Below are 26,339 nucleotides of genomic sequence, written 5' to 3' on the forward strand. Positions count from 1 at the left end.
CGAATCGCACAACGTGAGACAGCCCCGCCGTCGCGGTGATCAGCTGCATGAGTCATGCGTGTCGCAGTAAGAGCGGAGCATCGCCTATGGATCGGGTTTGAGCGTATGGAATATACCGGGCTACTTTCACGAAAATCGGGTGTGCCGAATGACCCGTCAAGGTAGCCGAAACCTTTCGGAAACGACGAGCCTGCTAACCACACGCCGAATCGAGACGGGAATGACTACCTGACCGGCAAAGCTGAACCCAAGTCCCACGGACGGGCGTCGGCTAGGGTGCCAGCGTGACCTACTCGTGGCCATTCCTCGCGGTCGCCGTCGTGCTGGTGCTGACGCCGGGCGCGGACTTCGCGCTGATCGCACGCAACACCGTTTCCGACGGGCACAGATTCGGGATCGCCACCACGTTCGGGGTCAGCTCCGCCGCAGCATTCCAAGGGCTGCTCGTCTCGTTCGGTATTGCGAGCGTGATCATCCGAGTTCACCCGATATTCCTCACGATCAAGTGGCTCGGAATCGCCTACCTCGCCTGGCTCGGGTGCTCGATGCTGCTCAGCGCAGCCCGAGGGCACTACGCAGCCGCCTCGACCGAAACCCGGCCCGCCCTACGATCCGGATACCGGCAAGGATTCCTCTGCAACGCCACCAACCCGAAGATGTTCGTCTTCTACCTATCACTGCTGCCACAGTTCGTACCGCCCCGCGCACCCTGGTGGGTGTGGCTGTTGCACGCCTGGACCCTGCCACTGATCGGAACCCTCTGGTGCTTGCTGGTCGTCGCGTTCGTGGGTTCACTACGCCAACAGTTCGAACGCCGCACGGTTCGGAGAACGATCGACACCGCCGCCGGCGTCGTGATGCTCGGTTTCTGCTCCAAGCTCGCTCACGAAGCCTGACCCCGCCTACGCGTCCGCCGAGGACTCGAATCCAGTGAGAATTGTCAATCCGATTCGGACCCAGTAGGGCGGGGCAGGTCGAGGGGTCATGCGCGGTCACCGGACACTCAGGTCTCCGAGGTTGCCTGACGACCACGGAGCAGAACCTTAAGCCGGTTCACGACTTTCGGAGCTCTGGTAAAGAGGAGCCATCAGCTTTCTGTTGGGTATGGCTGGCATCGTCAGGTTCTGCGTGGTGCTCGATCAGGTGGCGGCATGGGCAGAGAAACGTGGTTGGATCCACTGGCGCCGGATGGGCGGGGGCAACGGCGGGGCCGGCATGTTCAACGCCGCACAAGAACTGATCACACCGTCCACCAGGCATACCGTCGAGGAGCAACATCGACTGCAGACGACACGACTGACCCACAGCGCCGACGGGTCACCGTTCACACTCGACACCGACCGCGGTGTCATCTACCTGCACCGTAGCGCGACCAATCCCGTGCACGACACCAATCCGCGTCACTAACAGGCTCCGCACTCACCCCCGGCCGACCGTGAAGGATCAACTCAGGCGACTATCGATCGACATCAATCTGTCATCGACCGCGTCGCAACCTTCTGTGCCCGCGAACGATCCGAAGGTAAACACCACAGCCAAGCGGCTCTCGCACTCGCTCCCAGACATCGGAGTTGAACGTGTTGTGGGTGATGCTCCGCCACAACGCCGTTCACCACGGTGGTCTGCGCTGGCCGTCTGGATCTCATCTCAGAAGATAATCCAACCTCGCCGCAAGATTTTCTCTCTCGTAGTGTGCTCTTTCGTATGGAATGGCGTCACGGTGACGGGTATCTATTCGAGAGCGATCACGAGTTCGATGGCTTCAGGTGTGCCGTCTTCAGTGAGAACGCCGATCTGGCGAACGTTGCCGTGAACCAAGTTCAGGCCTTCGCGATGCGCTCGCTCGACGATCGCGATGTGAGCTGCTTCGCCGCCCAGATCGTCGAGATCCGAATCGTCATCGGATGTTTCGAGGGTCACGAACAGTTCGCCGCACGCTGGGAGGGTTCCCGATTCAACGACCGCGCCGGCGATGCGTATCGGCTCGACAGGGAGATGCGTTGTCGGCCAGCAGAATACGACGTCGACGACTTCTGCGTCCGCGGTCTGCCGCAGGGTGGTCCACCAGGGCCCGGCAATCGTGTGGCCGGCTTCGACCAGGGCCGTCTGCAGTGTGGCCAGTGGCGAATCGACCTCCTCCAGTTCGCGATTGTGGATCTGGACGAGGACTCCCACCCATGGCTGCGCCGGCATGGCCCGACGACGAACGGTGTAGTCCAGCCCAAGTGAATCGATCAGCGAGGACCCCTGTGCCGCGTCCGCGTCTTGACGCGCACGCTCGTGGGCGACGAGTGCTCTGTGTCGACCGACGACGGAATCGATACGGTCCGGGTTGTTCAACACCTCGGCAACGGTGTCCAGGGAGAGGCCGACGTTGCGCAGTGCCCGGATTGTCGCGGCCTGCCGCAGCTGTGTCGGCGAGTAAATGCGGTAGCCGTTCGTAGTGACGTCGGCTGGTTTGAGCAGATCGATGTCGCCGTAGTGACGGAGGGCCTTCACGGTCAGACCCGAGGCGAGGGCGAATTCTCCGATGCGCATCATGTGCTGCGAGGCTCCCTAAGTCCGTTTCGGTATGTGATGACAATTCTCGGGTCTCCTGCAACAGGAGAGTCAAATCGAAGGTTGCAAGGTTACGCGGCAGCCAGTTCCGGGCCCCGAACTACCGATCCGGACGGACCCAACAAGTGACGGCTGTGCTCGGCTGACCTGGGTCGGCCGGGTTCGGTCGAGTCCTGTGGACCTACGTATCCTTCAGCTCCGTTCCGAACGGTCGGAGCCGCAGGCGATGCACGTCCAAGGGCCGCGAGTGGCAGCCTGGAGCTAAACTCCGTGACTATGAGCGATCAGTGCCTGTTCTGCAGCATCGTTGCCGGCAACGTCCCGAGCGTGAAAGTAGCCGAGGACGATACGACATACGCCTTCATGGACATCAACCCGGGCTCTGACGGTCACATGCTTGTCATACCGAAACGGCACAGTAAAGATCTCTTCGAGATCCCGGCCGACGACCTGACCGCAGTCACCCTGGCAGCGCAGCGCATCGCCAAGGCAGCCGTTGCGGAGTTCGATGCAGACGGGGTGAACCTGCTCAACTGCTGTGGCGCCGACGCCTGGCAGACAGTGTTCCACTTCCACCTGCACGTGATTCCGAGATACGTCGACAAGACCAGGGACCGATTGGTGCTGCCCTGGCAACCGGGAACCCCAGGCGACATCGAGGCGATCGTCACTTTGGGCAGCCGACTATCCGCCACCCTGGACGGCCGACTTTCCGCCACCCTGGATTGACTCTGACTTTGCACCGACTCCGCGTGGAACGGTGGCTCACGCGCCGAGGAAACACTCGGCCCCGGCCGATCGATCGCGTTGTCGCGGAGCATCGCCCACTGCAGGTTCAGCCTCCGCCCGGCGAGCGCGAGAACAGCCTGCTTGTGCCGCTTTCCTTCGGATCATTTGCGCGCGTAGTAGATCTGCGATGCCACAACAACGTCGAAAACTCAAGCGCTCAGAGAGGTAGAACGACCGCAGCAGGGGTTGATCGTATCGGCGTGGGCGCCGCAGGTTTCCGCTCACGCCAATACGAATCGCGGGGTACCGGAGCCAATCCCGCAATACCAGCGAGCCCTATCTGCGGTGTCGAACACGGCGAGATCACCTCCGTGTGATCGTGTCTGCGGGACCCTTCCTCGATGTCAAGATTGAGCTCGGCCATCTCCGTATCGACCTTCATGACCCGAACTGTCATCTTCGCGACCGAGCTCGCCGCCACGTCCTGTCTCGCAATACGGTCATGCTACGACTGCGCGGCTTCGACGGCCTTCGCCGCGATGCGAGCAGCGTTGTAGGCCTTACGTTCCCGCAACCACGACACCAACCACCTCAACCTGTAAGAACCCGTCAACACACTCCGCAGAACATTCAACTGAGAACTACGCACCCCGCACCGTCGACTCGATTCAGCTGCCCGCGGCGCAGCCACGCCTCCGGCGATCAACCTCAGGGGACAGGCTCGCGTGTTGATGACTTGCCGGGTCCTTCGCTGCGTGACTTCACCCAAAGAGGGCCGAAAAGCAGCCACCCAATAGTGATGGCACCGACCGGGGTAAGCGTTGCACGCAATTCGTTTCCCTGCTCGGGATCTGCGACCGTCGCGGCAAGCCCGTAGGCCACCGCAAGCGCAATTGCGGCCGCACACAACCACTTCAGCCACGCTCGCATCTCATACGCAAACGCCTCGGGCCCCGTCTTCGGACGCTTCACCGGAGGTGGCCCACCAGCGAATTTGTGGGCGAACCGCACGTCCAGAGCCTTCACCGTGGAGTGCGCGAACATGACCGTCCATCCGAGGTAGATCCCGACGAGGCGGTGCGCGGACCCGACTTCTCCACCGCGATACATGTCGATAGCGACGACGGCAAGCAACAACAGATCCAGTACCGGCAGCATCGACAAGACCACCGAGGATGTGCGCCGCAGTCGCAACAGGTAGCGGACGGCAAGACCCCCGATGACCAGTACCCAGAATCCGATCTCGCAGGCGACGATCATCGTGAGAATCGGATTGCCGGACGCGCCGGCGTCCACGGCAAGATCACTCACTTTTCCGTACTCCCCTTGTGACTGCACGGGCATCGCCCGCTGGCATCTTCGATCACCCTGCCTGCAGCGACAGAATCAGGCGTCGCGGCGATTCACCACCGCGATACTCACCCCAAAAACCACGAACACGAAAACCGCGAAATAGATCAGACTGCCCCAGGGACCCCAGTGGAAGTCGATGCCACCGCCCGCGGAGCCGAGAAAGTGGTTTGCATTCATGAACGGCAGGAACGGCATGATCGTCTCCCCCACACTGCCGAACAGGTTGAACAGGTTCTCGATGAGCAAGGGCCACAACAGCAGTAGCGCGATCGCACCCGCAGACTGCCGGAGCAGCGCTCCCACCCCTACAGCTAGAACCACACAGAAGAATGCGTAGATCGGTGTGCCGTAGATGAGCCGCCAGTTCTCGTCGTCGGACAGGGTCAGGAATCGTCCGGCATCGCCTGCTGTGGCTTTCGTGATTGCGAAGGCCCCGAACGACAGCGCAAGGGTCAGCACAACGCCGAAAGCACCGATGAGGCCGGCTTTGGCGATAAGCACCGAAGCCCGGTTCGGGACGGCTTGGAACGTGGTTCTGATGGTCCCGAAGCGGTATTCGCTGGTGATCGCGAGGGCTGCCATGATCATGAGGACCAGCACACCGAATCCGGTAACTCCGCTCAGTGCCCCCTGCACGGTCGGCATAAGCGCACCACCTGAACTCTGGAGCGATGACTTCGCTGTAATACCGAAAACCGCAGCGATCCCCAACCCGAGCACAATGATGATGATCGTGCACCACAGCGGCGATTTGGTCGTGGTGATCTTGATTCGTTCAGCACTGAGAACAGCCATTACAGTGCACCTCCCATAACCTTCTGAGCGCCGTCGGCAACGGTCGCATGATATTGGACATCGTCACCGGTCAACTTCATGAACGCTTCCTCCAACGATCCGCGCTGAGCAGCCAACTCGTGCAACACAATTCCCTGTGCACCCGCCAAGCTGCCCACGATTTCGGTGGTGGAATCGACAACGACCAACGCCGGAACAACACTCGAACCGTCTTCGCGCACAGTCAAACCCTGCGATGTCAGCACACTGCGCAACGCGTCGAGCTGAGGACTACGCACGCGCACAGTCGACTCGGACGAGCGATCCACGAACTCCGCGACAGTAGAATCCGAGATCAACCGGCCACGGCCGATGACAACCAATTGTTCTGCGGTCAAAGCCATTTCCGACAGCAGGTGGCTCGACACCAGAACCGTACGTCCCTCGGCAGCCAAACTCTGCATGAACTTACGGATCCAGACGATGCCCTCCGGATCGAGACCATTGACCGGCTCGTCGAACAACAGCACCTTCGGGTCACCCAACAACGCACCGGCCAGGCCGAGTCGCTGAGACATACCGAGCGAGAATCCGCCGGCCTTCTTTCCCGCTACCTCGGACAGTCCCACCAGGGCGAGAACCTCGTCGACGCGGGACATCGGGATCCCGTTCGATGCGGCCATCCACTGCAGGTGCGCACGGGCACTGCGATTGGGATGAACCCACTTCGCGTCGAGCAAAGCTCCGACGGTACGCAGCGGATCCTTCAGATCGCGGTACTTCTTTCCGTCGATCAGAGCCTGCCCCGACGTCGGCTGATCCAATCCCAGAATCATCCGCATCGTGGTGGACTTGCCGGCGCCGTTGGGTCCGAGGAACCCCGTGACGATGCCGGGACGGACGGTGAACGTCAGATCGTCCACCGCTTTTGTCGGACCGTAAACCTTGGTCAATCCCCTCAGTTCAATCAAAAACAAACACCCCCGCGATTAGCGCCGTCTCGATTGTCCGGACGACCGTACACATCAACCTAGAGCAAAGACTCCCAGCATTGCTATCAAGCAACAGCACATGCAGAATCAGTTCGGTGCATCGCAGAACGGCAGAGCAACGAATGACCCCTATGCATTGCGGTCGCGCCGAGACGACAGTGAAAAGTTTTACCCACCAAAAGGATTAGTCCGAAAGGACTAGGTGCAGTCCCGATCGCTGTTCTTACGAAGGCTCGATCCAATGATGTTCAGATCCGCCGCGGCGCCTACTCAACAACCGGCGACCGTGTACCACCACCCTGCCCTAACCCGACACGACCACAGATCCGGACACCATGACCGCACAGACCGAACCAACACCCGACGACGTGGTATCCGCAGCGAAAACCTTGCATGCACTCACCGCAATACCTGACCACTCGGCCCGGTGGTCGCACACGGCGGAACCAACACAATGGACCGCGGCGCACACCATCGAGCACATCAGCGATGCACTGCTTTTCTACAGCAGCCAAGTAGCAAGACGAGCCGGCAGCCGACTACCAGTCCTACGCAACGGTCGTGATGCCCCCGCATCCGAACATCTCGACAACGTCCTCTCGGCCGCACACGTCCTCGCGGCACTACTCCGCGACCTCGGCGACGAACGTGCGTTCCACCCCAGCGGAACAGCCGACGCTGCAGGGTGGGCCGGCATGGCTGTCACCGAAATACTGGTCCACGGCACCGACGCAGCACGCGCCGTAGGCGTGCAACTGGATCTACCCGAAAATGTATGTGCGAGAACAGTATCGCGAGCGTTTCCTTGGATCGACCCAACGATGGCCGATGCGCCCGAACTGCTTCTTGCCATCACCGGCAGAACATCCGTCAAAGGCATTCAGTCTGATCCCGATTGGTGGTGGCAATCAGCCCCACTCACCGAATGGAACGGCCTCCCAGCGCGGCGCGACGTCAAACCTGGATGGAGCTGACGCTTCTATGCCGGCCAACTAACAGCCCTCCCGACACCGAACGTCAGGAAGACCCTTCGAGCCCGGATTCCACCACTTCAGCGAGACGGTCCAGAGCATCCAGAATATCGGCCCGTGCCTCGCCGAGTCCGGAAAAAAGCTTGCCGTGAGCGTCGAGTTCGCGAGGGAAAATCTGATCAATCGCGGCCTTTCCCGACTCAGTCATCAGGATCAGCGCCGAACGCCGATCCGAAGGATTCTGGACACGCGCAATGAGATCGCGTTTCTCAAGTCTAGCTAGCGCCTTGCTCACACCGGCACGGGACATACTCAGAAGTTCCGCGAGCCGGATCGCGGTTACCGACTCCTCCGCATATCGCAGGGGGACAAGGAGTTCCACTTCTGCCGTGGTGAGTTCGGCATCGACATAGATAGGCTCAACTGCCAGCTCGAGCAGCCCTGTGATGCGCTTGAGTTGAGCGACGATCTCCATTGCCGAGGTGTCAAGATCAGGGTTGAAGCTGTCCCAGAGCATGCAGGTGCGCTCTCTGAGTGAGGGTTCGGACATCGCCACCAACTTTTGTTAACTAGTAAACAATCTGATACTTTTTCAGCCTAGCTCATTCCGCAGGCCACACCGATTTCGCAGAGCGCCAGCCGGGAACGGACACGAATGGAACAAACCTGCAACATCGCGCTTCGGCGCGTCCGGCGCGCAACCTGCAGCCAGGGAACTGTCCCTCAGAATTGCGATGCCACACAAACGAACACAGACACCAACGGGGGAATCATGAACAAGTACGACGTAGTGGTCATCGGCGGCAGCGCCGCCGGATTAAGCGCGGCAACCGTCTTGGCACGAGCACTCCGCAAGGTACTCGTGATCGATGCCTGCGAACCCCGCAACGCCCCAGCTGCGCATCTGCATGGCTTCTTGTCGCGAGACGGGATGACACCAGACGCACTGCTCGCTGCGGGACGCGACGAGGTCCTTTCGTTCGGCGGCGAAGTCATCCAGGGCAGGGCTACAAGCCTGGTCCGAGGAGCTGACGATGACGGTTTCGTCGTCCACTGCGACGACGAAACCGTCATCGAAGCAAGGACTGTTCTGGTAGCGACGGGTCTGCACGATGAATTGCCCGACATCGCAGGACTGCGCGAGCAGTGGGGCATCGATGTACTGCACTGCCCGTACTGCCACGGATACGAAGTGAGAAACACTTCGATCGGCGTACTCGGTGGAGACAATCGACCGTTCACGATGCATCAGGCACTACTGATCCGTCAGTGGTCAGGCGATGTGACGTTCTTCCCGAATCAGATTGTCCTCGACGACATAGAGCGAGAGCGGTTGACTGCGCGCGGAATTCGCATAATCGAAGGCGATATCTCACAGGTCGTGACGAAAGACGGAGGGGCGACGGGGATCGAACTCGCAGACGGCCGCATCGAGAGCCGAGAGATTGTTTTCGTCGGGCCGAGTTTCACGCCGAACGACGAATTGCTGACGGGACTGGGGTGCACCGTCGGCGAGAACGGCTGGGTTACCGTGGATCCCGCCGGAGGAACCAGCATTCCCGGCGTGTGGGCTGCAGGCAATGTCGTCGATTCGCCTGCTCAGTTGATTACCGCCGCCGGCGCCGGGTCCAAGGCTGCGATCGCGCTCAATCACTACCTGCTCGCGCAGGACGTGGACCTCGCTGTCGCAGCAGCAAATAAACTGATCGGCGACCGTTAGCGCCTACGCCGGTAGTCCGTTTTCCCCGATACGTGTATCCCGCGATATCAACCTGTGGCCTCAACAAAGACGTGGGTCACACGAGTTCGAGCCTCCGGGCCATGTCAGATACGAACACGCCTGTCGGATCCACGGATCGGCGGATCTTGATCCACTCGTCGATCCGCGGATACATCGCATGGAACGTCTCAGCCGTCGCACGCGAATCCTTCGCGGTGTAAAGCCTGCCGCCGAACTCGAGAACACGCCGGTCCAGCGCAGTCACGAACTCAGCCAACCCCGCCTTGATCGGGAAGTCGAAAGCCACGTTCCAGCCTGCCATCGGAAAACTCAACGGCGCAGGATTGCCGTCACCGAACAGCTTGAAGACATTGAGCGCAGAGTAATGACCGGACGTCTGGATGTCGCGGATGATGCTCTTGAATTCCGCTACCGCTTCCACCGGTAGCACGAACTGATATTGCAGGAAACCCTTCGATCCGTACGCGCGGTTCCATTCACCGATCAGGTCCAGTGGATGGTAGAACTGCGTCAAATTTTGGACCTTGCCGGTGTAGTTCCCACCGGTACGGTAGTAGAACTCTCCGATCGCGGTGGCAGAGAGCTTGTTCATCAGCCCGTTGGGAAAGATGTCGGGTGTCGTGAACAGTTGTGGTGCATCGAATTTCAGGGGATTCTTCTGCAACTTTTTCGGAAGTTGATCGATAGTGGCGAGCGAGCCTCTGGTGATGGAGGCTCGGCCGAGTTTCGGCGGTGCGCTGACCGCGTCAAACCATGCACTGGAATACGTGAAGTTCGATTCGCGTCCATTGCTGTGGAATTCGACTGTTTCGTCGAGACTTGCTGTGAGCGTCCCGTCGTTGACGAAGTACGCGGTCTCCGTCGGTGTCATCTCAAGGGTTACGCGAAGGATGATGCCGGTCAGTCCGACGCCGCCGACAGTAGCCCAGAACAGTTTCGACGTTCGGCCCTTCGGTTTCAGCGTCCGGATCGTGCCGTCGGCGGTGAGCAGATCCATCGAACGGACGTGGTTTCCGAAGCTTCCTTCGGTGTGATGGTTCTTGCCGTGAATATCGCAGGCGATGGCGCCGCCGATCGTGACCTGACGTGTTCCGGGAAGGACCGGTACCCACAATCCGAAAGGCAACGCGGCGCGCATCAGTTGGTCCAGGGAGACACCGGCGTCGAGGTCGACGAGGCGTGTGCCAGCGTCGATCTTGTGGATGCGGCGCAAAGCTGTCATGTCGATGACCAGACCGCCGGTGTTCTGGGCGTTGTCTCCGTACGAGCGGCCCAGCCCGCGGGCGATGACACCGCGCCGCAGATGTGCCGGTTTGTCGGCGTTGTCCTCGGCCACCCGGGCCACCGCTGTGGCGATCAACTCGATGTCGGCAGTAGGGAGCACCTGCGAGGTGGTGCGGGCGGTCCTACCCCATCCGGTGAGACTTCTGGACGTGGTCGGGAACAGTTCAGTAGCGGTGTCGGACACAGAATCCGAGGCTACATGTCGCAGGAAGCAGGTACCTGCCATTCTCGAAACAGTCCTTCCCCACTGATCTCATCCTCCGATTTTTGCGAAGTTCTGAGGAAGGCATAGGCAGAACGGATGGCCCGCGGGATCGAGGAGTACGCGGCATCGCTCGGGTGCGGACTGTTCGGACGCGATTCGAGCCCCAAGCCGAACGGCCTCAGCTTCCCCGGCATCCAGATCCGCTACGACGAGGTCGAAGTGGATCTGTTTCGGCACCGTACTTTCGGGCCAGGACGGTTCGCGGTGATCTGGCACGCGCATCATCGTCAGCATGCCTTGCGGGATCTTCACGGCAACGAACTTCTCACTGGAGTAGGTGATTTCTCCGTCGAGCAAGTCACGCCAGAACGCAGCCAGAGTTGACGGATCGTCACAGTCGAGTGTTATCGAACCCAGATGCGCAACGGCCATACACGGGAGGCTACCCGGCGCAAGGATAGCGGATAGCGGATAGCAAAAACGAATATTACCGTCGATAACCCGAGTCCGGGAGGCTGGCACATCGTTTCGATATCGCTGTGTTGCAACGACCTCTGGACTCCACCCCTTTTGAACCTACCGCGGCGCCGGTACCTCGGAGGTCGTTCGGGGACTCCTCACAGGTGTTAAGGGCGATACGGTCGAACTGGATCCGGTGACTTCCGAGGTGGTCACAGATGCCGAGGAAGGCACACTCGAACTCGGCGACTTCGACACTCCCACAATAGGAGTGCTCCCTGGGACAACCTTTCCATGGTATGGAACAGCGTTCGCAATTGATTCACGCATCTCCCGGACAGCCTGCGGCTCATCCTTGAAGGCACCTCGGGACTGACGATTCGACGTCATCGTCTCTGCGTCGTCGGCGCTGAGAGACTCGCTACCGACCTCGGGGACGATCCAGTAATAATTGTCGGCGACAATGTACTTTGCAGAGAAAATGTAGGTGACTCCTGGCTCCAACAGGGGATCGTTCCCGAAAGTTCTCAGTACCCGCGTCTCGGAGTCGAATCCCGCTTGTTGATTGACTGTCACCTCGGATGGAAATACACCCTTGAGAGACTTGAGAACCGACACCCGGAACTGCGTTGTCGGGGTCGTCGTCCCCTCTAGTGAAGTTTTAAGCTCCCGTGTGCCAATCTGCTCTTCGACCGTACCCACGAAGATCGAGTCCTTCGCTCCGGCCAACTCCCGCTGATTGTGAATGTCGTATGCCCACAGGGCCTCCGAGCTTAGGGTGGTGACGATCGGCTCGGAGGGTTCGAGGTCGGTGTGCTCCGGTGAACCACACCCGGAAATCGCGAAAGCGGATGCGAGCGCAGCAACGAGAGCCGGCCCTTTTCTCATTTCAGCCCTCATTTTCATGGGCCTTTATCCATCCTCTGCCATTCGGCGCTACTCATGTCCACCCCAGCTAGGGGCCTGAGCAATCAATGATTTGGAGGTCAATGGACGTGATTGACTGCCGTCGGCGTTCATGACATGTATTCCGACGATGGTGCGGGGCTCCTGCACCGCATGGGTGTACACGATTTTCGAACCATCCGGCGAATACTTCGCCCCGACATCATGTTCCGTCGTAAGCGGCCGGATATCGCGGCCATCGGATGCCATCACGTAGGTCTCGGACTGATTATTCCCACCGCGGTTACTCGAGAACACAATCATCGATCCGTCCGGAGAGTACGCAGGGTCGGAATTCCAGAACTGATCCCGCAGGATCTGGAACCACCCGGTACCGTCGACCGAAAACCCTGCAATGTAACCATTTTCGTTGAAAATGATCTTCGTTCCGTCCGGGGAGAACACCGGGTAGGACCTACTCGGTGTGCTGTGGTCCCCGTTGTCTTCCGGGGAGAGTTGTTGCCGGTCGGAGCCATCGACGTTCATCAGGCATATCCCGCCGACACAACCGAACACAATCTTCGAACCGTCTGGTGAAAAGCTGGGTGAACCGCCGCGGTCGGCGACCGTTTTCTGCTCGGTTCCGTCGACGTTCATCACCGCGATTCCCGATCCTCTCGAAAATGCGATCCTGCTTCCGTCCACGGACACCGCGGGATTTGAAGCGTATGCAGTTCGGTCGTCGTCGGCCATCGTCGCGGTGAGCTGGCGAAGGCCGCTCCCGTCCGGCTTGATCGTGTAGATCGAACCGTCACCATCGGCGAACGCAATGATCTCCGACGCCACACCCTGTTCCGGTTCAGGTTCCGCACTGCTGCAAGCGCCGACCCCAAACATAACGAGAAAACCGACGGCGAGGATCTTCGATCTCGATGCTCGAAACCACACGCCATTTCCACCCAGTGCCATCATCTGACCGCTGCTCCCGTGCCCTTGGAACCAGGAAACCGGTCCGCTACCGTGAGTGTGCCAGGTACGAAGGTCGATCACGTCCGAAGGCGTGGTGTGTGAGGACGGACACTCCAACCGAACTATTCGGACGGCACCGCAGATCAATGATGATCACGAACGGGGACAGCGACACTAAGGTTTCCCCATGCCACGACTGATTCACCTGAACGGACCATCGGGCATCGGAAGATCGACAATCGCCCAGATGTACGCCGGCCGACATCCCGGAGTACTCAACCTCGACACCGACCCAAGGCGATAGCACTCCGGCGTGGATAGAACTGCTTGAGCAGCGGATCGTGTTACCCGACGGAGGGCTGGGGGCTTTCCTACTGGAGGATCGCGCTACAGGCCTGGCGGCCCGTCACCGCAGGGCGGCCACAGATCTACCCAACTGGCAGCGTCAACGCGCACCATTCCCACACGCAGGCTCTAGACACTTCCGTATCCTGCGTGTCACTACTAGCTAGTGCAAAGACACGACGGAGGCTTTGTGAAATCCATGAACCGGGCTGGATCGGGTGAGCCTGTACTGCTGCTGCACGGATACACCTTGTCCCACCATTCATGGCACAGAGTTGTCGACAACCTTTCCCGTGACTACGACGTCCTCGCGATGACAATGCCAGGACACTGGGGCGGACCTCGTCTACGACTGCGCGATACAGGGCTCCGCGGGATCGCCGACGGCGTCGAACGTGACTCGACAAGCTCGGTTGGGAAACCTGCCATATAGCCGGAAGCTCACTAGGCGGAGAGATCGGATTCGAACTCGAACGTCGCGGCCGCGCAAGATCCCTCGCTGCAATAAACCCCAGCGGAGGATGGAAACGATTCTCCTACAACGAATTTAGACTTGGCCTGATATTTGTCGCACAGTTTCCGCTCGCCGCTGCTGCCCGCGTGTTCGGTGATCGAGTGGCGACTCGCGAAATCTTTCAACGCCCGATCATCCGAAACTGCGTCAATGACATGACTGCGGTCACCCCCGATGACGCTGCAAACACGATCCGCGCAGTCTCTCACTGTCCCATCTACCTTCCTATGCAACTCGCCTATCTCCGCGATGGACCGCTCACGGACCAGGACATCCGGCGGGTCACCGCGCCGACATCGTTGATACTGTACGAGTTCGACACCTTCCTCACCCGGAACAAATGCATGCAGCGACTGATCAATCAATTGCCCGGTCACGTCGAAGAGGTCACCCTCTCGGGCGTCGGCCACATTCCGATGCTCGAGAATCCCGAAATCGTTGCCGATGCCCTCCGCACCCACCTTGTCGGGGTGGCCGATCGACAACCTGGGCAAGCCCTCTGATTCGTCAACAATTCTAATCTCGAGCGGCAACGAGCCATCGGTGAGGCAGCGTCGAAAGTTGATCGAAATGGCCATCCTCTTCCTGAAAGCGTTGCAGAAGAAAATCTTTGGGTCGAGTGACACAAACACCGACGACAAGACCGTGAGTGTCCATCCATGCGATGAAGGTGAACAACGCTCGGACATTGACGGGACTCGTGAGTGCCTCCGCAAATGACGTATGCGCGCATATTTTTTGCAGATATCGAAGAGAACGCACAATCAACCAATCTGCACGACGTTGGTCTCGAATGCCTCAACATGCTGGAAGCTGTCGTTGGCCGCGAAGTACTCCCGCAGCCAAGCATCGGCAGCGAGACGGAGGTGTGCACTCGGCGTCAGATATTTCTGACGTCACTCGATAGTTGAACACTTCATCACCGCATGATCAATCCGAGTGCGCTGGCCACTCGCGGGCACGCCGCCGACCAGCTCCCTGTGCAGCATCATCGGATGTGCTACAAATACCAAGCAATTGCTTGCTTGTTTACCCGATGCGAAATACGCACAGCTAGCGACGTATGCACACAGATAGCGACCACGGAGGTACGAGCATGACTCTGCACACCGCACTCACAGAAATGGTCGGCATCAAACACCCCGTCGTACAGACCGGAATGGGATGGGTCTCCGGCTCCAAGCTGGTAACAGCCACCGCACGTGCCGGAGGGCTCGGCATCATCGCCTCCGCGACAATGACCTACGACGAACTGAAAACAGCGATCCGAAACACCAAGGAACGCACCGACGCTCCCTTCGGAGTGAATCTGCGCGCGGACGCCGAAGACGCCCAGGAACGAGTCGCGCTACTTATCCGTGAAGGCGTCCGCGTCGCATCATTCGCACTGGCGCCACGACGCGAAATGATCGCTCAGTTCAAAGACGCCGGCATCATTGTGATCCCGACGGTGGGCGCCGCGCGCCATGCCGAGAAAGTAGCCGGGTGGGGTGCCGACGCTGTGATCGTGCAAGGTAGCGAAGGCGGCGGGCATACCGGCAACGTCGCCACCAGCCTCCTGTTGCCGTCGGTCGTACGCGCCGTCGACATCCCGGTCATCGCCTCGGGCGGATTCTTCGACGGCAGCGGACTTGCCGCAGCCATGGCCTACGGAGCCTGCGGCATCGCGATGGGAACCCGATTCCTGCTCACGAGCGAGAGCACCGTTCCGGACTCGGTGAAACACCAGTACCTCGCCCGTGGCCTCGACGGAACTGTGGTAACCACCAAAGTCGACGGCCTCCCACATCGCGTCCTGCGAACTGAATTAGTCGAATCGCTCGAAGGCAGCCGGGGCGCACGCACACTGGCGCACGCGCTCGTCAACACCTTCCGCTTCCGGAAGATGACGGGAATCAGCTGGCGCGCCATGGTCACCGAAGGCCTCACCCTCGTTCGGAACGGCGACCGCACACTCGCACAACTGATGATGTCGGCGAACAGCCCCATGCTCCTTCGCGCAGGACTTGTGAACGGCGACACCGACGCTGGAGTACTCGCCGCCGGGCAGGTCGTCGGCATGATCGACGACCTGCCCAGCGTGTGCGAGCTCATCGAACGGATCGTCTTCGAAGCCGAAAGCAGGCTCGACGAACTTCAACAGGCCCGGTAGTGATTCGATCGGATCGACGCGCGGTTCGTCACCTCGACGAGGTGGCGAACGAAGAGCCTCGAGTCTCGATCCCGCCGGCGGTCGTAGACCTTTCGAAATTCCGGATCGGTCTCGCTGGCCAAAATGTTTCGGAAGTTGTTGGACACGAACGTGTTTAACACGTCCACGGCAACGCTAGGGGTTTCGCCGTCGGCAGTGGCGGCAGTCAAGCCCACCGATGTCGTCACCCACAGTGAGGCCGCGCGGCCAAAGATGATCGAGTACCGACGGTGGGTGACATCCGCAGTAGCGGTCGGTAGGGCGACGTGGCGAAAAAAGGGGGCGATACCGCCACACGGGAAACCAAGGAATCGTGCATCCGTGACTCGGCGGACGATCAGCCGGACTGTGACCGGGGTATCGGCGGAAGTGAAAGCGGTACAAGAAGTTTCGGCGACTTCGGCACCGAATATCCAGGCACCGGTGTCGGGGTCGCGGACCGCGCCGGGATACTTCACCGGCGCCCAGGCGTCATCAGCAATCGAATCGATGACCCTCTGGATGGCGGTGTTCTTGGCCATCATGACCGAAGTGAATTCGCGTAGTAATGTTCCGATATTCGAGGGCGCATGGACATTCCCGAACAGTCCTTCATGCCGCCGCAGCGAACCACGTCGAGGCCGTCGATACAGTCTGCGCCGACGCACATTCCGACGATCAGTGTCGCTAGTTTCGGTGCCGTGTTTTCCAGCCCCATATGCGATCTTCGTGGTGGTGATCGACATCTTTTCGGCGAGTACGCCTGTCAGCCTGGTCCACTCGGTCAACATCATCACGGGGACCAGACCGGCGCAGGAGCCAATGCGGTCTTCGTCGAAGACCGCGGAATCTTCGACGAACTTATGGGACACCTTCACTGGAAGCTCCTTCCCTGAGCCGGCGGATTTGTGTGTGTGTGTGTGTGAGAGAGAGAACTGAAGTCATCCCAGTTCAGGGCGCACTTTCTCTAGTTAGACACTCCGACCTGCGGGAGTTCTATCGACGGATTCCGGCTACGATCCGACGCATGACAGAACCTCGCCTCGTCACAACCGCCACAGGCCCCTGCCGGACACTCGAGTCCACCGTTAGCGAGGAATCGATCGACGTCAACGGCCACATGAACGCCCGGCACTACGGGTTGGTGATCTACGACGCTCACGCCACGTTCACCGACCTGATCGGCCTCGGTGACGACTACATCGAACGGACACAATTCGGAAAAGTAGTCGTCGAAAGCCACATCACCTACGAGCGTGAGCTCAAACTCGGAGAAGCGATCTGCGTGGACTCCTGGTTGCTCGGGGTCGATGACAAGCGCGCACACTTCTTCCACGAACTGCGCTCACTGACCTCAGGGCGACGTGTGGCCGCCGGCGAGCAACTGGACCTGCACTTCAACCTCACATCACGACGGGCGGCCCCATTCCCCTCCGATGTGTCCGCCAGGCTTCGAGAGATATCGGCTGCACAGTGCTCCGCCGGAATGCCCTCCGGTTCCGGGCGAACCCCGGGTATCCGGATATAAGGCAGCAACCGCGACGTCTCGATCGTCGCGAACAAATACCGAGGTTCACACAGCCTGGCACGGGACCTACGGTGCGCGTCGTGTCCATGTCGAATTCACTCGATGCCGGTATGCCAGTCCAGGAGTGCGTCGTCAGAGACGACTTCTCCGCCGTACACAACGCCGTGGACCATCACGCACCTCGTTCGCGGCTTTGATCGCGCGGTGCAGTTGGGGGTATATCTCGACTCGGCGGTGTGTATCGGTCATCGGTTGCGTCTTCTGTTGGTTGTTTCATCACGGCTCGTAGCGGCTTCAACACCTAAGCAGTGATGCTTAGCCGCACCCGTTCGACGCAGTGATACGACCGGGGCTGATCAGCTCATTTGAAGGGGGCAGTTGGCGCAAGAAGGACTACGCCCGGTGGCGGACCTCGCATCGCCAGCTAGTTGATCTAGCCTCTCATTTCACCGCCTACTTACATGCCAAGCAATCCAAATCGCAACCGCACTCATTTCCTTGAAAAGTAAAGCTACCGAACAGATTTGGTTGCAGCAATCAGGGGTTTGGATCGGGGCAGTCCCATCAGTTATCAGCGTCCCTGTCGGACTTGTCAGAATGTGGCACTGTTCCGAGCTCGCAGCCCTTCGGCGAACGTGCGTGCCGACTCCAGATCGGTGACATTCGGTCGCCCCTTCCTAATCCCGCCGACCAGCTTAAACGGGAGGTAAGTGTCCCACGCCCGACACGAGAAAGTGTCGACGAGCTCGAAGCCCTTCTGCTCGAGAAGTCGTACCAGCGGTCGGGAGAAGCTGTGAGGCCCCGCGTCGGGAAATCCGCTGGTGCCGAACACAAACGCCCTGCCCCATTGCCCCTCCGGGAGTGACTGCACAAACTGACGTAACTGTAGGTGGAAGGACCCCAAGTAAATCCCCGACCCGAACCCCACAAGGTCGTAGGTGGCGAGTTCCGCCATATCGACCTGCTCAGGGGCGACAACACGGGCATCGAGGATCTGGCCCATGACGTCGGCGATCTTCTTCGTGTTGCCGTGAGAGATCGAGGTACACACAATGATTGCTTTCATGCCGATACTCCTGTCGATGCTTCGAATTCGTTGGGGCACATGGTTGTGTCTCACCTTTCCGTGCCTCAGAACCGACCGGGAGTGAGACGCAGAAACGTACGCATAAATATGCATTCCAGATCAGGGTCGTCGAGAAATTCGCACACGAGTGGGCGGCGTGTCCTCGGAGGTAGCGTTCGGCGGCATAAACGCTTGCCGCTCACTCGCAGCGATACTGAGCCTACGCCGACGTCTCGAAGCTCGAGGTCTGCCAGATCCGGATGCTGCTCCCGCACCAGGCCCCGCTCTAACTTGATCTCGCCCAACGTCATTGAGTCTGGACATGCTCGTCGAGGAATTGCTGGGTCATCTCGGCGATCGCGTCGGCCTGCGCGTGGAACAAGTAGTGGTGGCCGTCCAGCACGGTGACCTGTTGAATCGACGGATTGCTGATCGACGAATGGTGCGCGGACTCCCATTCGGGATCTGCCGTGAGCGAGGAGGACGCAAGGATCGACAGCGCCGGCGTCGTCGGCGGGAACGTAGCTCCTTCGATCGCCAGTACGTTCTCAGCTTCAGCTGCGCCTTCTGCGAGCATGGTCGAGTTCATCACCCATGAGTACGCCCGTAGATAGAGTTCCTGCTGTTCCGGTGTGTACTCGACGGCGTTGCCGAGGCTCTCACGGTAGTCGGCTACCAGCCCGAGGTAGTCGGTGTGGTTGTCCAGCGTGATCAGATCTCGGACCCCGCCGACGGCAGTGATCGCGGACATCCAATTCGGCCAGTCCGGGGACCCTTCTGCAAGCTCGGACGTATACCGCTCGTCGTCCACACCCACCACGGCGGCGACCTCATCGGGATGGTGGGTGACCCACCACATCGAATACACACCCGAAAGGGAATGGGGCATCAGAACGTAGGGCCCGTTCAACCCCAGAGTTCGCAGTGCCGAACGGGTCTCGTTGACGATTGCCTCATTGGTGCGAGGCGCATCGGTGCCGTCGCTGAGACCCAGCCCGAAGTTCTCGACAGTGACCACGGTGTTATCTGCCGCCAGCCGGCGCGCCAGCGGCGTGAAGTCGAGAATCGGTTCGGGAGTGCCGAATCCGGGCATGAGGACTATGGTTCGCGGTCCCGAACCCTGAACTGCGACGCTCATTCGGTGCCCGTCCACGTCGACGTAGCGGTGAGCGGGTCCGATGGACTGTTCGATGGCCTGCTTGTCGCGAGGTGTCTGCCACCAGTGGATGGTTGTCGACACGGCAATGGCAGCGGCGATTACCGCGATAACACCGACGGCTATCCACCGCACCATACGAAGTATCCTGCGCCGTGGCTTCGGAAGCGTCGGATCCGCTGCTCTACTCGGTTGATCGTCATCTGTCCGCTCGCCTGATTCCGTGTCGACGATAGGCGGATCAGGCCTCTCCAGGGTCCCCATTCGACCAACCTAACCGACGCCACTCGCACGGCGAGGGGTTTTACTACAATGCGTAGTAAACAATCTTCTGCGCCACGCACGCGGCAGGTACCAGTTGTTCGCGACGGGCAAAGTGTTTGCGCCACATGGTGATGGCGTCAGTTGCGAACCGTTGACACCACTGTCATCCTGGCCGGGCGGAGCAAAGTTACCGCACCACCGGCAGAACAGCCACGCGTGAACGCCCGGTAGCTGCCTCGATGAATGCCAGCGGGTCGGGCACCGCAGCCAGGACCTCCCGGGCACGCTCGAGAGCCATCGGCTCGGGCTCGGGCCCACCCACCGCAGCGACGACATCGAGCCAGTGGACCGTCGATTCGAGGATCGCCATATCCAGAAAGGCACCGAGTGAGACCGACTCCAACATCGGGTGCGCAATCACGGTGGCGCGACTGAGCCCGGTGAGTCGTTCGAACGACTCGGGCAGGTCGATATCAAAGCGTCTAACTATTGATTCTCGATCGACGTCGGCCGCCATCTGTCGGACTATTTCAGCGAGCTGTTCGTGCATCGACTCTGCCGCCGTCGGGTCGGCGTTGAAGATGCGGAGCATCCCCGCCGCACTGGTGATCTTCGCGTCGCCGTCTGCAGCAGGCTCGGCGAGCATCGCGATCATGACGTCAGGGGTGACATGCACGTACACGTCTCGAACAGTCCAGCCCGGTAGGCGGGTATCGGCAGTCCACTGCTCGTCCGACAGTTCCGCGGCGCGCTTGGCCCACATCCGCCACAGTCGGATCAGGAGATCCCGGTCCTGCTCGAAATTCGTCACGCCGACTCCCCTACCGTCCATCCCCGCACTATCGCACAGTGCCACCGATGCCCGCGGCCGATCTCGCGAACAGGATGGGCGCCAAACAGCGCACCGCTGACGGCGATGGTAACGGCGCCGCGGCTACAGCTCGCGAGCGTGGACTCGAAGTCCACCTCGGCGGCAACACGCCACGAACCGCAAAACACCACGGACGATTTACCGCCACAACAGGTTCGATGACGGTGTGCATCGGATTGCGCCGTCGAGGTAGGGGGCGGTAGTTGGGCGGCAGTGCGCTCTGTCAAGCCCTCCGCACGCCATCGCGGCGCCTTTGCCGACGCCAACCGGCGGCGTGCAATTCACGACGTGTGATAGAAACCGATAAGTATCGTTTACAAGTTACCCATCGGTAACCTATGCGGATGAGGATCGGTGGCGAAGTTCGACACCGAACATGGAGGGGCTCGACATGAATACTGTGACCGTCACCCTGGGGGTGATCGGCGTCCTGTTGAGCCTGCCGTGTTGGGCATCGTTCTTCGGCGGCGTGTCGACAATGATCCGAACGATCCGTCTCGGCCAGCCGGCACCTGATCGGTGGCACCCGTTCTTCCCGCGCTTCAGGCAGATGGTCATCGAGTTCATCGCCCACAGCCGAATGGCGAAGTTCCGCACCGTCGGCTGGGCGCACTGGCTCGTCATGATCGGGTTTGCGCTGGGAATGTTCGTCGCTATGGAGGCCTACATCCAGACGTTTGACCCGGCCAGCGGATGGCCAATCGTCAGCACGTGGCCCATCTACCATTTCGTCGACGAGCTTCTCGGACTCGGCACGGTCATCGGTATCACCACACTGATCGTGATCCGCCAGCTCAACCATCCGCGCGTCCCGGAGCGCCTGTCCCGTTTCAGTGGATCAAATTTCCGTGCAGCCTATTTCGTCGAGGCCGTTGTGCTTATCGAGGGCCTGGGCATGATCCTGGTCAAGGCTGGTCGCATCGCGATGACCGGCCATGCGAACCCGTGGACCGACTTCTTCACCATGCGTGTCGCCGAACTGTTGCCGGCGAGTCCGAACATGGTCTCTGCGTTTGCTTTCGTGAAATTGATGTCAGCGATGGTGTGGTTGGCGGTGGTCGGCCGCAACATCACCTGGGGTGTTGCATGGCACCGCTTCTCCGCGTTCTTCAACATCTACTTCAAGCGTGAAGACGACGGAACTGTTGCTCTCGGCGCAGCAAAGCCGATGATGAGCAAGGGCGTTGCCCTGACCGTGGACAACGTCGATCCCGACACCGACACTCTGGGCGCAGGTCAGATCGAAGACTTCTCGTGGAAGGGCTGGCTGGACTTCACGACCTGCACCGAGTGCGGTCGTTGCCAGTCCCAGTGCCCCGCGTGGAACACCGGAAAGCCGCTCTCCCCCAAGCTCCTCATCATGTCGCTGCGTGACCACGGCTACGCCAAGGCTCCGTACCTGCTCGCCGGTGGCCGCAAGGACATGGGCGGCGACGAGGTCGGCCTGGTCGACGCCGAAGGCAACGTCAACGAAGCTGCCCTCGCCGCAATTCCCGAAGCTGCCCGCCGCGAAGCCGAGCGCAAGCTCGTCGGCGAAACCACCTCAGGCGAAATGGCCCCGGTCATCGACGCCGAGACCCTGTGGAGCTGCACCAACTGTGGCGCTTGTGTCGAGCAGTGCCCCGTCGACATCGAGCACGTCGACCACATCATCGACATGCGCCGCTACCAGGTCCTGATCGAATCGGAGTTCCCGTCCGAGCTCGCCGGCCTGTTCAAGAACCTCGAGAACAAGGGCAACCCCTGGGGCCAGAACTCCAAGGACCGCCTCAACTGGATCAACGAGATGGACTTCGAGATCCCGGTCTACGGCCAGGACGCCGACACCTTCGAGGACTACGAGTACCTCTTCTGGGTCGGTTGCGCCGGCGCCTACGAGGACCGTGCCAAGAAGACCACGAAGGCCGTCGCCGAACTGCTCGCCACCGCGGGCGTCAAGTTCATGGTCCTCGGTGCCGACGAAACCTGCACTGGTGACTCCGCTCGCCGCGCCGGCAACGAGTTCCTGTTCCAGCAGCTCGCGATGCAGAACATCGAGATGCTGAACTCGGTCTTCGAAGGCGTCGAGCAGAAGAAGCGCAAGATCGTCGTGACCTGTGCGCACTGCTTCAACGCCCTCGGCAACGAGTACCCGGAGGTGGGCGGCGACTACGAGGTCGTGCACCACACCCAGCTGCTCAACCGCCTGGTTCGCCAGAAGAAGCTGATCCCCGTCGCGTCCGTGAGCGAAGACATCACGTACCACGACCCGTGCTTCCTCGGCCGCCACAACAAGGTGTACGACGCTCCCCGTGAACTCATGGAAGCGTCCGGCGCCAAGCTGATCGAAATGCCGCGTCACGGCGAACGTTCCATGTGCTGTGGTGCCGGTGGCGCCCGCATGTGGATGGAAGAGAACATCGGCAAGCGCATCAACGTCGACCGCGTCGACGAGGCACTCTCGACCAACCCCAAGAAGATCGCCACGGGTTGCCCGTTCTGCCGCGTCATGCTTACCGACGGCCTCACCGCTCGTCAGGAAGAGGGCAAGGGTGAAGGCGTCGAGGTTGTGGACGTCGCTCAGCTGATGCTCAATTCCGTCACCCGCCTCGAATCCGCACAGCTCACCGAGAACATCAAGGTGATCCCGCGGGAGAAGGCACCGGTTGCTGCTGCGCCGGCGCCTGTCGTGGAGGAAGCCGCACCAGTAGTCGAAGAGACCGCTGCTCCGGCTGCAGCTGCTGCACCGGCTGCCGGCAAGGGTCTCGCAATGAAGGGTCTGGCCAAGGCTCCCGGCGCCAAGGCTCCCGGCAAGGGACTCGGAATGGCCGGCGGAGCAAAGGCTCCGGGTGCCAAGAAGGCTGCGGCTCCCGCTGCATCCGCCGAAGCTGCTGCTCCGGCTGTCGAAGCTGCTGAGTCTGCACCGGCCGCTCCGGTCGCAAAGCCCAAGGGTCTCGGCCTGGCCGGCGGCGCGAAGGCTCCCGGCGGCAAGGGTCTGCAGATGAAGGGTGGCGCCAAGGCTCCCGGCGCAAAGGCTGCTGCCCCGGCCGCGGCCGCACCCGCCGCCGCCCCAGTCGCAGAAGCACCTGTTGCCGAGGCACCCAAGGCAGCTCCGGTTGCCAAGGCCGGCGGTCTCGGATTCAATTCGGGCGCAAAGGCTCCCGGTGCACGTAAGGCAGCACCTGCTGCTTCGGCTCCGGCTGCACCCGTCGCGGAAACAGCGGCAGTCGAAGCACCAGCTGCCGCTGCTCCGGCAGTAGAAGCGCCGGCATCTGAAGCACCTAAGGCTGCCGCTGCCGAGACTCCGGCTCCCCCGGCCGCGAAGCCCGGTGGACTCGGATTCAAGTCGGGCGCAAAGGCTCCCGGCGCACGCAAGAAGTAGTCAAACCCACCCCGCGAAGCACACGACAGATCGGCACATTCGCGGGGTGGGGCAGCGGACACCGTTGAAACACAAGAATATTCGTGGCATCCACCGGCAAATACTGTGCCGTCGACAAATATGTGCACACCAATCAAATCATCCAAAGTTACTGAAACACAACAATATTAAAAAACACCCGAAAATCAACCTTCCCGAGCCTGCCGCACGCCCGAATCGCCGAGCAACAGCAGCTCCCCACCCGCGGCCGGCACCGCCGAACGACCGACCCGAACCCAGCCGGCACCCAACCAACTCGACGATCACCCACCACCGGGACAAGTCGTCACCGCAGGTCAGACCCTAAAACACCTCCCCCACAACCCAGCACCACAACCCTCGCCCGAAGGCGCCGGCACCCAACCACCCAGGAAAGGGGACGTGTCATCACCGCAGGTCAGACCACATAAACGGTGCACCAACCACGCACCACCCCAGCACCCCGCCAGATGACGAAGACACCGAACACCCCACCCCGAATCGCCGCGCAGCAGCTGCCTGGACCTGGCGTGCGCGTTGTGCTGCACGCGATCTGAGCATTCAAGGAGGAGTTAGGCAAGGCCCGCACGGTGCAGCGCCGAACGCGCGGCGAGATGTCCGCACATGCCGTGCACACCGCCACCGGGAGGGGTCGACGCCGAGCACAGGTAGTGCCCGGAGACCCCTGTCCAGTAGGGATCGAAGGCGAACCGGGGACGCCCGATGAACTGCAGCATGTTCATAGCGCCACCGTTGATGTCGCCCCCGATGTTGTTCGCGTTGTCGGCCTCGATGTCGGCGGGTGTGTGGGCGACGATCATGGCGATGCGGTCCCGGAATCCGGGCGCGAACCGCTCGACCTGGGTCAGCATCGATTCGGTTGCGTCGCCGGTGTATCCGTGCGGGACATGGGCATACATGTAGATCGGCTGGAGGTCGCCGGTTGCCCGGGTGGGATCGGCGACGGCTTGCTGACCAACGATCATGAAGGGGCGCTGCGGCATTCGGCCCCGAGCAGTGTCGTTCTCGGCGGCGACTACCTCGTCGTATGAGCCGCAGACATGCACAGTCCCGGCGGAACGGGCATGCTCGCTCGTCCACGGGATACCACCATGGACAGCGATGTCGAGTTTGAAGGCTGCGGCCCCGTGCCGGAACCGTTCGTACGCGCGCTTGATCCGCCCCGGCATTCTGTCCCCGATCAGCCGGAGAACCTGACGGGGGCTGGTGTCGTACAGCACCAGATCGAATCCGGTCACCTGCTCGGCAGAGTCGATCTTCGTGCCTGTCGCGATCCGACCGCCGTGCGATTCGAGTATCCGCGCCAGACCCTCCGCCAACTGATCGGTACCGCCAACAACCACGGGCCAGCCATGACGATGGGAAATCATCGCGAACATCAACGCCACCCCGGCCGTGGGCGGCCGCGACAACGGAGTCCACCCGTGGGCGGCGTTGCCCGCGAACAACGCGCGCGCCTGCGGGGTGTGGAACCGCTTGGCATACAGCGTCGCCGGAAGGAGCGCCGCCGGGCCGAACCGCGCCATCCGCAACGGACTGTGCGGCATCCCGATCATCGGGCTGAGCAGGTCGTCGGCGAGCATGTCGTAGTTGCGGACGAGCCAGTCGAAGGTGGCATGCCACTGCCGCTCGTCCGGCCCGAAACCCGCTGCCGTCGCGTCGATCGATCGCTGCAGGACGCCGGCTTCGCCGTTGTCCAAAGGATGCACCATATCGATTTCTGGCCACGCCCATTCGACGCCGTGTGCAGCAAGATCCAACGACTGGATGAACGGCGATGACACCGCGGTCGGGACGATCGCGGCACAGTGGTCGGGACGATCGCGGCACAGTGGTCGGGACGATCGCGGCACAGTGGTCGGGACGATCGCGGCACAGTGGTCGTGGATCAGCCCAGGGACAGTCAGTTCCTCCGACCGAAGACCACCGCCGATCGTGTCGGCTGCGTCCGCGACCTGGACGTCGACGCCGGCAGCAGCGAGTGTGATCGCGGCCGCCAATCCGTTCGGGCCCGAACCGACTACCAACGCTGAAACCATTCCCATGTCCTTTGCGACGTCGACTGCTCCCGCTCACATGCTCCGATGAGCCGCGCCGGATCTGA

The 26,339-nt window shown here is 60.9% G+C and carries 23 protein-coding genes and 1 pseudogene; 11 read left to right on the forward strand and 13 right to left on the reverse strand.

Annotated features, from left to right (window positions below; translation table 11 throughout):
• Window positions 1-284 precede the first annotated feature (284 nt).
• Together BDB13_RS28065 and BDB13_RS28070 are read left to right on the forward strand one after the other, a co-directional pair.
• Window positions 285-896 (forward strand): LysE family translocator, encoded by a 612-nt coding sequence (locus tag BDB13_RS28065; RefSeq protein ID WP_094275351.1) that lies wholly within the window; start codon window positions 285-287, stop codon window positions 894-896.
• A 208-nt stretch (window positions 897-1,104) separates the two neighbouring features.
• A complete protein-coding gene (locus BDB13_RS28070; protein WP_094275352.1) occupies window positions 1,105-1,407 on the forward strand; it encodes a hypothetical protein in 303 nt (100 codons plus the stop codon).
• A 324-nt stretch (window positions 1,408-1,731) separates the two neighbouring features.
• Here the strand turns inward: BDB13_RS28070 and BDB13_RS28075 are convergent, their stop codons facing one another.
• Window positions 1,732-2,541, reverse strand: a complete 810-nt coding sequence (locus tag BDB13_RS28075; protein ID WP_094275353.1) for a MerR family transcriptional regulator — start codon at window positions 2,539-2,541, stop codon at window positions 1,732-1,734.
• Between the two features lie 294 nt (window positions 2,542-2,835).
• Here BDB13_RS28075 and BDB13_RS28080 point away from each other — a divergent pair, with 294 nt between their 5' ends.
• A complete protein-coding gene (locus tag BDB13_RS28080; RefSeq protein WP_094275354.1) occupies window positions 2,836-3,288 on the forward strand; it encodes an HIT family protein in 453 nt (150 codons plus the stop codon).
• 708 nt (window positions 3,289-3,996) lie between these two features.
• Here BDB13_RS28080 and BDB13_RS28090 read toward each other — a convergent pair.
• The 3 genes from BDB13_RS28090 to BDB13_RS28100 form a co-directional block, all read right to left on the reverse strand.
• Window positions 3,997-4,599, reverse strand: a complete 603-nt coding sequence (locus BDB13_RS28090; RefSeq protein WP_254923090.1) for a hypothetical protein — start codon at window positions 4,597-4,599, stop codon at window positions 3,997-3,999.
• 75 nt (window positions 4,600-4,674) lie between these two features.
• Window positions 4,675-5,436: an ABC transporter permease gene (locus BDB13_RS28095; RefSeq protein ID WP_094275356.1), complete on the reverse strand. Its 762-nt coding sequence runs from the start codon at window positions 5,434-5,436 to the stop codon at window positions 4,675-4,677.
• The gene (locus BDB13_RS28100; RefSeq protein ID WP_094275357.1) at window positions 5,436-6,386 is read right to left on the reverse strand and encodes an ABC transporter ATP-binding protein; all 951 of its coding nucleotides are present in this window, start codon (window positions 6,384-6,386) and stop codon (window positions 5,436-5,438) included. The genes BDB13_RS28095 and BDB13_RS28100 overlap by 1 nt, the downstream gene beginning before the upstream one ends.
• 356 nt (window positions 6,387-6,742) lie before the next feature.
• Here BDB13_RS28100 and BDB13_RS28105 point away from each other — a divergent pair, with 356 nt between their 5' ends.
• Window positions 6,743-7,381: a hypothetical protein gene (locus tag BDB13_RS28105; protein WP_094275358.1), complete on the forward strand. Its 639-nt coding sequence runs from the start codon at window positions 6,743-6,745 to the stop codon at window positions 7,379-7,381.
• A 43-nt stretch (window positions 7,382-7,424) separates the two neighbouring features.
• On the opposite strand, the gene BDB13_RS28110 is transcribed toward BDB13_RS28105, so the two are convergent.
• The gene (locus tag BDB13_RS28110; RefSeq protein ID WP_094275359.1) at window positions 7,425-7,928 is read right to left on the reverse strand and encodes a MarR family winged helix-turn-helix transcriptional regulator; all 504 of its coding nucleotides are present in this window, start codon (window positions 7,926-7,928) and stop codon (window positions 7,425-7,427) included.
• Between the two features lie 222 nt (window positions 7,929-8,150).
• On the opposite strand from BDB13_RS28110, the gene BDB13_RS28115 reads away from it, so the two are divergent.
• Complete coding sequence (locus tag BDB13_RS28115; protein ID WP_094275898.1) at window positions 8,151-9,098, forward strand: NAD(P)/FAD-dependent oxidoreductase; 948 nt, start codon at window positions 8,151-8,153, stop codon at window positions 9,096-9,098.
• Between the two features lie 76 nt (window positions 9,099-9,174).
• Here the strand turns inward: BDB13_RS28115 and BDB13_RS28120 are convergent, their stop codons facing one another.
• From BDB13_RS28120 to BDB13_RS28135, 3 genes are all read right to left on the reverse strand, one after another.
• On the reverse strand, window positions 9,175-10,629 hold the full coding sequence (locus BDB13_RS28120) for an FAD-binding oxidoreductase (RefSeq protein WP_094275360.1): 1,455 nt from the start codon (window positions 10,627-10,629) through the stop codon (window positions 9,175-9,177).
• A 27-nt stretch (window positions 10,630-10,656) separates the two neighbouring features.
• A complete protein-coding gene (locus tag BDB13_RS28125) occupies window positions 10,657-11,040 on the reverse strand; it encodes a VOC family protein (protein ID WP_094275361.1) in 384 nt (127 codons plus the stop codon).
• A 963-nt stretch (window positions 11,041-12,003) separates the two neighbouring features.
• Window positions 12,004-12,924: a TolB family protein gene (locus BDB13_RS28135; protein ID WP_141210726.1), complete on the reverse strand. Its 921-nt coding sequence runs from the start codon at window positions 12,922-12,924 to the stop codon at window positions 12,004-12,006.
• A gap of 541 nt (window positions 12,925-13,465) precedes the next feature.
• On the opposite strand from BDB13_RS28135, the gene BDB13_RS33230 reads away from it, so the two are divergent.
• The 3 genes from BDB13_RS33230 (at window position 13,466) to BDB13_RS28150 (ending at window position 15,932) form a co-directional block, all read left to right on the forward strand.
• Window positions 13,466-13,699, forward strand: coding sequence for an alpha/beta fold hydrolase (locus BDB13_RS33230; protein ID WP_369597488.1), 234 nt, complete (start codon window positions 13,466-13,468; stop codon window positions 13,697-13,699).
• Between the two features lie 23 nt (window positions 13,700-13,722).
• Window positions 13,723-14,283, forward strand: a complete 561-nt coding sequence (locus tag BDB13_RS28140) for an alpha/beta fold hydrolase (RefSeq protein ID WP_254923165.1) — start codon at window positions 13,723-13,725, stop codon at window positions 14,281-14,283.
• Window positions 14,284-14,876: 593 nt separating this feature from the next.
• Window positions 14,877-15,932 (forward strand): NAD(P)H-dependent flavin oxidoreductase, encoded by a 1,056-nt coding sequence (locus tag BDB13_RS28150; RefSeq protein WP_094275899.1) that lies wholly within the window; start codon window positions 14,877-14,879, stop codon window positions 15,930-15,932.
• A 251-nt stretch (window positions 15,933-16,183) separates the two neighbouring features.
• Here the strand turns inward: BDB13_RS28150 and BDB13_RS28155 are convergent.
• A pseudogene (locus BDB13_RS28155) lies at window positions 16,184-16,828 on the reverse strand (hypothetical protein); the annotation flags it as partial.
• Between the two features lie 149 nt (window positions 16,829-16,977).
• Here BDB13_RS28155 and BDB13_RS28160 point away from each other — a divergent pair.
• Complete coding sequence (locus BDB13_RS28160) at window positions 16,978-17,478, forward strand: thioesterase family protein (protein WP_094275366.1); 501 nt, start codon at window positions 16,978-16,980, stop codon at window positions 17,476-17,478.
• 592 nt (window positions 17,479-18,070) lie between these two features.
• On the opposite strand, the gene BDB13_RS28165 is transcribed toward BDB13_RS28160, so the two are convergent.
• The 3 genes from BDB13_RS28165 to BDB13_RS28175 all read right to left on the reverse strand — a co-directional run bounded on the left by BDB13_RS28165 (window position 18,071) and on the right by BDB13_RS28175 (window position 20,775).
• Entirely contained in the window at window positions 18,071-18,544 is a 474-nt protein-coding gene (locus BDB13_RS28165; RefSeq protein ID WP_094275367.1) for a flavodoxin family protein, read from the reverse strand.
• A 307-nt stretch (window positions 18,545-18,851) separates the two neighbouring features.
• Complete coding sequence (locus tag BDB13_RS28170) at window positions 18,852-19,838, reverse strand: alpha/beta fold hydrolase (protein ID WP_094275368.1); 987 nt, start codon at window positions 19,836-19,838, stop codon at window positions 18,852-18,854.
• Between the two features lie 313 nt (window positions 19,839-20,151).
• Entirely contained in the window at window positions 20,152-20,775 is a 624-nt protein-coding gene (locus BDB13_RS28175) for a maleylpyruvate isomerase N-terminal domain-containing protein (RefSeq protein WP_254923092.1), read from the reverse strand.
• Between the two features lie 47 nt (window positions 20,776-20,822).
• Between BDB13_RS28175 and BDB13_RS31845 the strand changes: the two genes are divergently transcribed.
• Both BDB13_RS31845 and BDB13_RS28180 read left to right on the forward strand, forming a co-directional pair.
• The gene (locus BDB13_RS31845) at window positions 20,823-21,038 is read left to right on the forward strand and encodes a hypothetical protein (protein WP_141210727.1); all 216 of its coding nucleotides are present in this window, start codon (window positions 20,823-20,825) and stop codon (window positions 21,036-21,038) included.
• 188 nt (window positions 21,039-21,226) lie between these two features.
• Entirely contained in the window at window positions 21,227-24,196 is a 2,970-nt protein-coding gene (locus tag BDB13_RS28180) for a (Fe-S)-binding protein (protein ID WP_094275900.1), read from the forward strand.
• Between the two features lie 590 nt (window positions 24,197-24,786).
• On the opposite strand, the gene BDB13_RS28185 is transcribed toward BDB13_RS28180, so the two are convergent.
• Window positions 24,787-26,274, reverse strand: a complete 1,488-nt coding sequence (locus tag BDB13_RS28185; protein ID WP_094275901.1) for a phytoene desaturase family protein — start codon at window positions 26,272-26,274, stop codon at window positions 24,787-24,789.
• Between the last annotated feature and the right edge of the window lie 65 nt (window positions 26,275-26,339).

It is taken from the genome of Rhodococcus sp. OK302, from assembly GCF_002245895.1.
GTDB lineage: Bacteria > Actinomycetota > Actinomycetes > Mycobacteriales > Mycobacteriaceae > Rhodococcus_F.

Excerpts from the sequence above, each read along its gene's own strand:
- BDB13_RS28070 (WP_094275352.1), top strand. The coding sequence starts at position 1,105 with ATGGCTGGCATCGTCAGGTTCTGCGTGGTGCTCGATCAGGTGGCGGCA.
- BDB13_RS28075 (WP_094275353.1), bottom strand. The coding sequence starts at position 2,541 with ATGATGCGCATCGGAGAATTCGCCCTCGCCTCGGGTCTGACCGTGAAG.
- BDB13_RS28080 (WP_094275354.1), top strand. The coding sequence starts at position 2,836 with ATGAGCGATCAGTGCCTGTTCTGCAGCATCGTTGCCGGCAACGTCCCG.
- BDB13_RS28095 (WP_094275356.1), bottom strand. The coding sequence starts at position 5,436 with ATGGCTGTTCTCAGTGCTGAACGAATCAAGATCACCACGACCAAATCG.
- BDB13_RS28105 (WP_094275358.1), top strand. The coding sequence starts at position 6,743 with ATGACCGCACAGACCGAACCAACACCCGACGACGTGGTATCCGCAGCG.
- BDB13_RS28110 (WP_094275359.1), bottom strand. The coding sequence starts at position 7,928 with ATGTCCGAACCCTCACTCAGAGAGCGCACCTGCATGCTCTGGGACAGC.
- BDB13_RS28115 (WP_094275898.1), top strand. The coding sequence starts at position 8,151 with ATGAACAAGTACGACGTAGTGGTCATCGGCGGCAGCGCCGCCGGATTA.
- BDB13_RS28120 (WP_094275360.1), bottom strand. The coding sequence starts at position 10,629 with ATGGCAGGTACCTGCTTCCTGCGACATGTAGCCTCGGATTCTGTGTCC.
- BDB13_RS28125 (WP_094275361.1), bottom strand. The coding sequence starts at position 11,040 with ATGGCCGTTGCGCATCTGGGTTCGATAACACTCGACTGTGACGATCCG.
- BDB13_RS28135 (WP_141210726.1), bottom strand. The coding sequence starts at position 12,924 with ATGATGGCACTGGGTGGAAATGGCGTGTGGTTTCGAGCATCGAGATCG.
- BDB13_RS33230 (WP_369597488.1), top strand. The coding sequence starts at position 13,466 with ATGAACCGGGCTGGATCGGGTGAGCCTGTACTGCTGCTGCACGGATAC.
- BDB13_RS28150 (WP_094275899.1), top strand. The coding sequence starts at position 14,877 with ATGACTCTGCACACCGCACTCACAGAAATGGTCGGCATCAAACACCCC.
- BDB13_RS28160 (WP_094275366.1), top strand. The coding sequence starts at position 16,978 with ATGACAGAACCTCGCCTCGTCACAACCGCCACAGGCCCCTGCCGGACA.
- BDB13_RS28165 (WP_094275367.1), bottom strand. The coding sequence starts at position 18,544 with ATGAAAGCAATCATTGTGTGTACCTCGATCTCTCACGGCAACACGAAG.
- BDB13_RS28170 (WP_094275368.1), bottom strand. The coding sequence starts at position 19,838 with ATGGTGCGGTGGATAGCCGTCGGTGTTATCGCGGTAATCGCCGCTGCC.
- BDB13_RS31845 (WP_141210727.1), top strand. The coding sequence starts at position 20,823 with ATGCCCGCGGCCGATCTCGCGAACAGGATGGGCGCCAAACAGCGCACC.
- BDB13_RS28180 (WP_094275900.1), top strand. The coding sequence starts at position 21,227 with ATGAATACTGTGACCGTCACCCTGGGGGTGATCGGCGTCCTGTTGAGC.
- BDB13_RS28185 (WP_094275901.1), bottom strand. The coding sequence starts at position 26,274 with ATGGTTTCAGCGTTGGTAGTCGGTTCGGGCCCGAACGGATTGGCGGCC.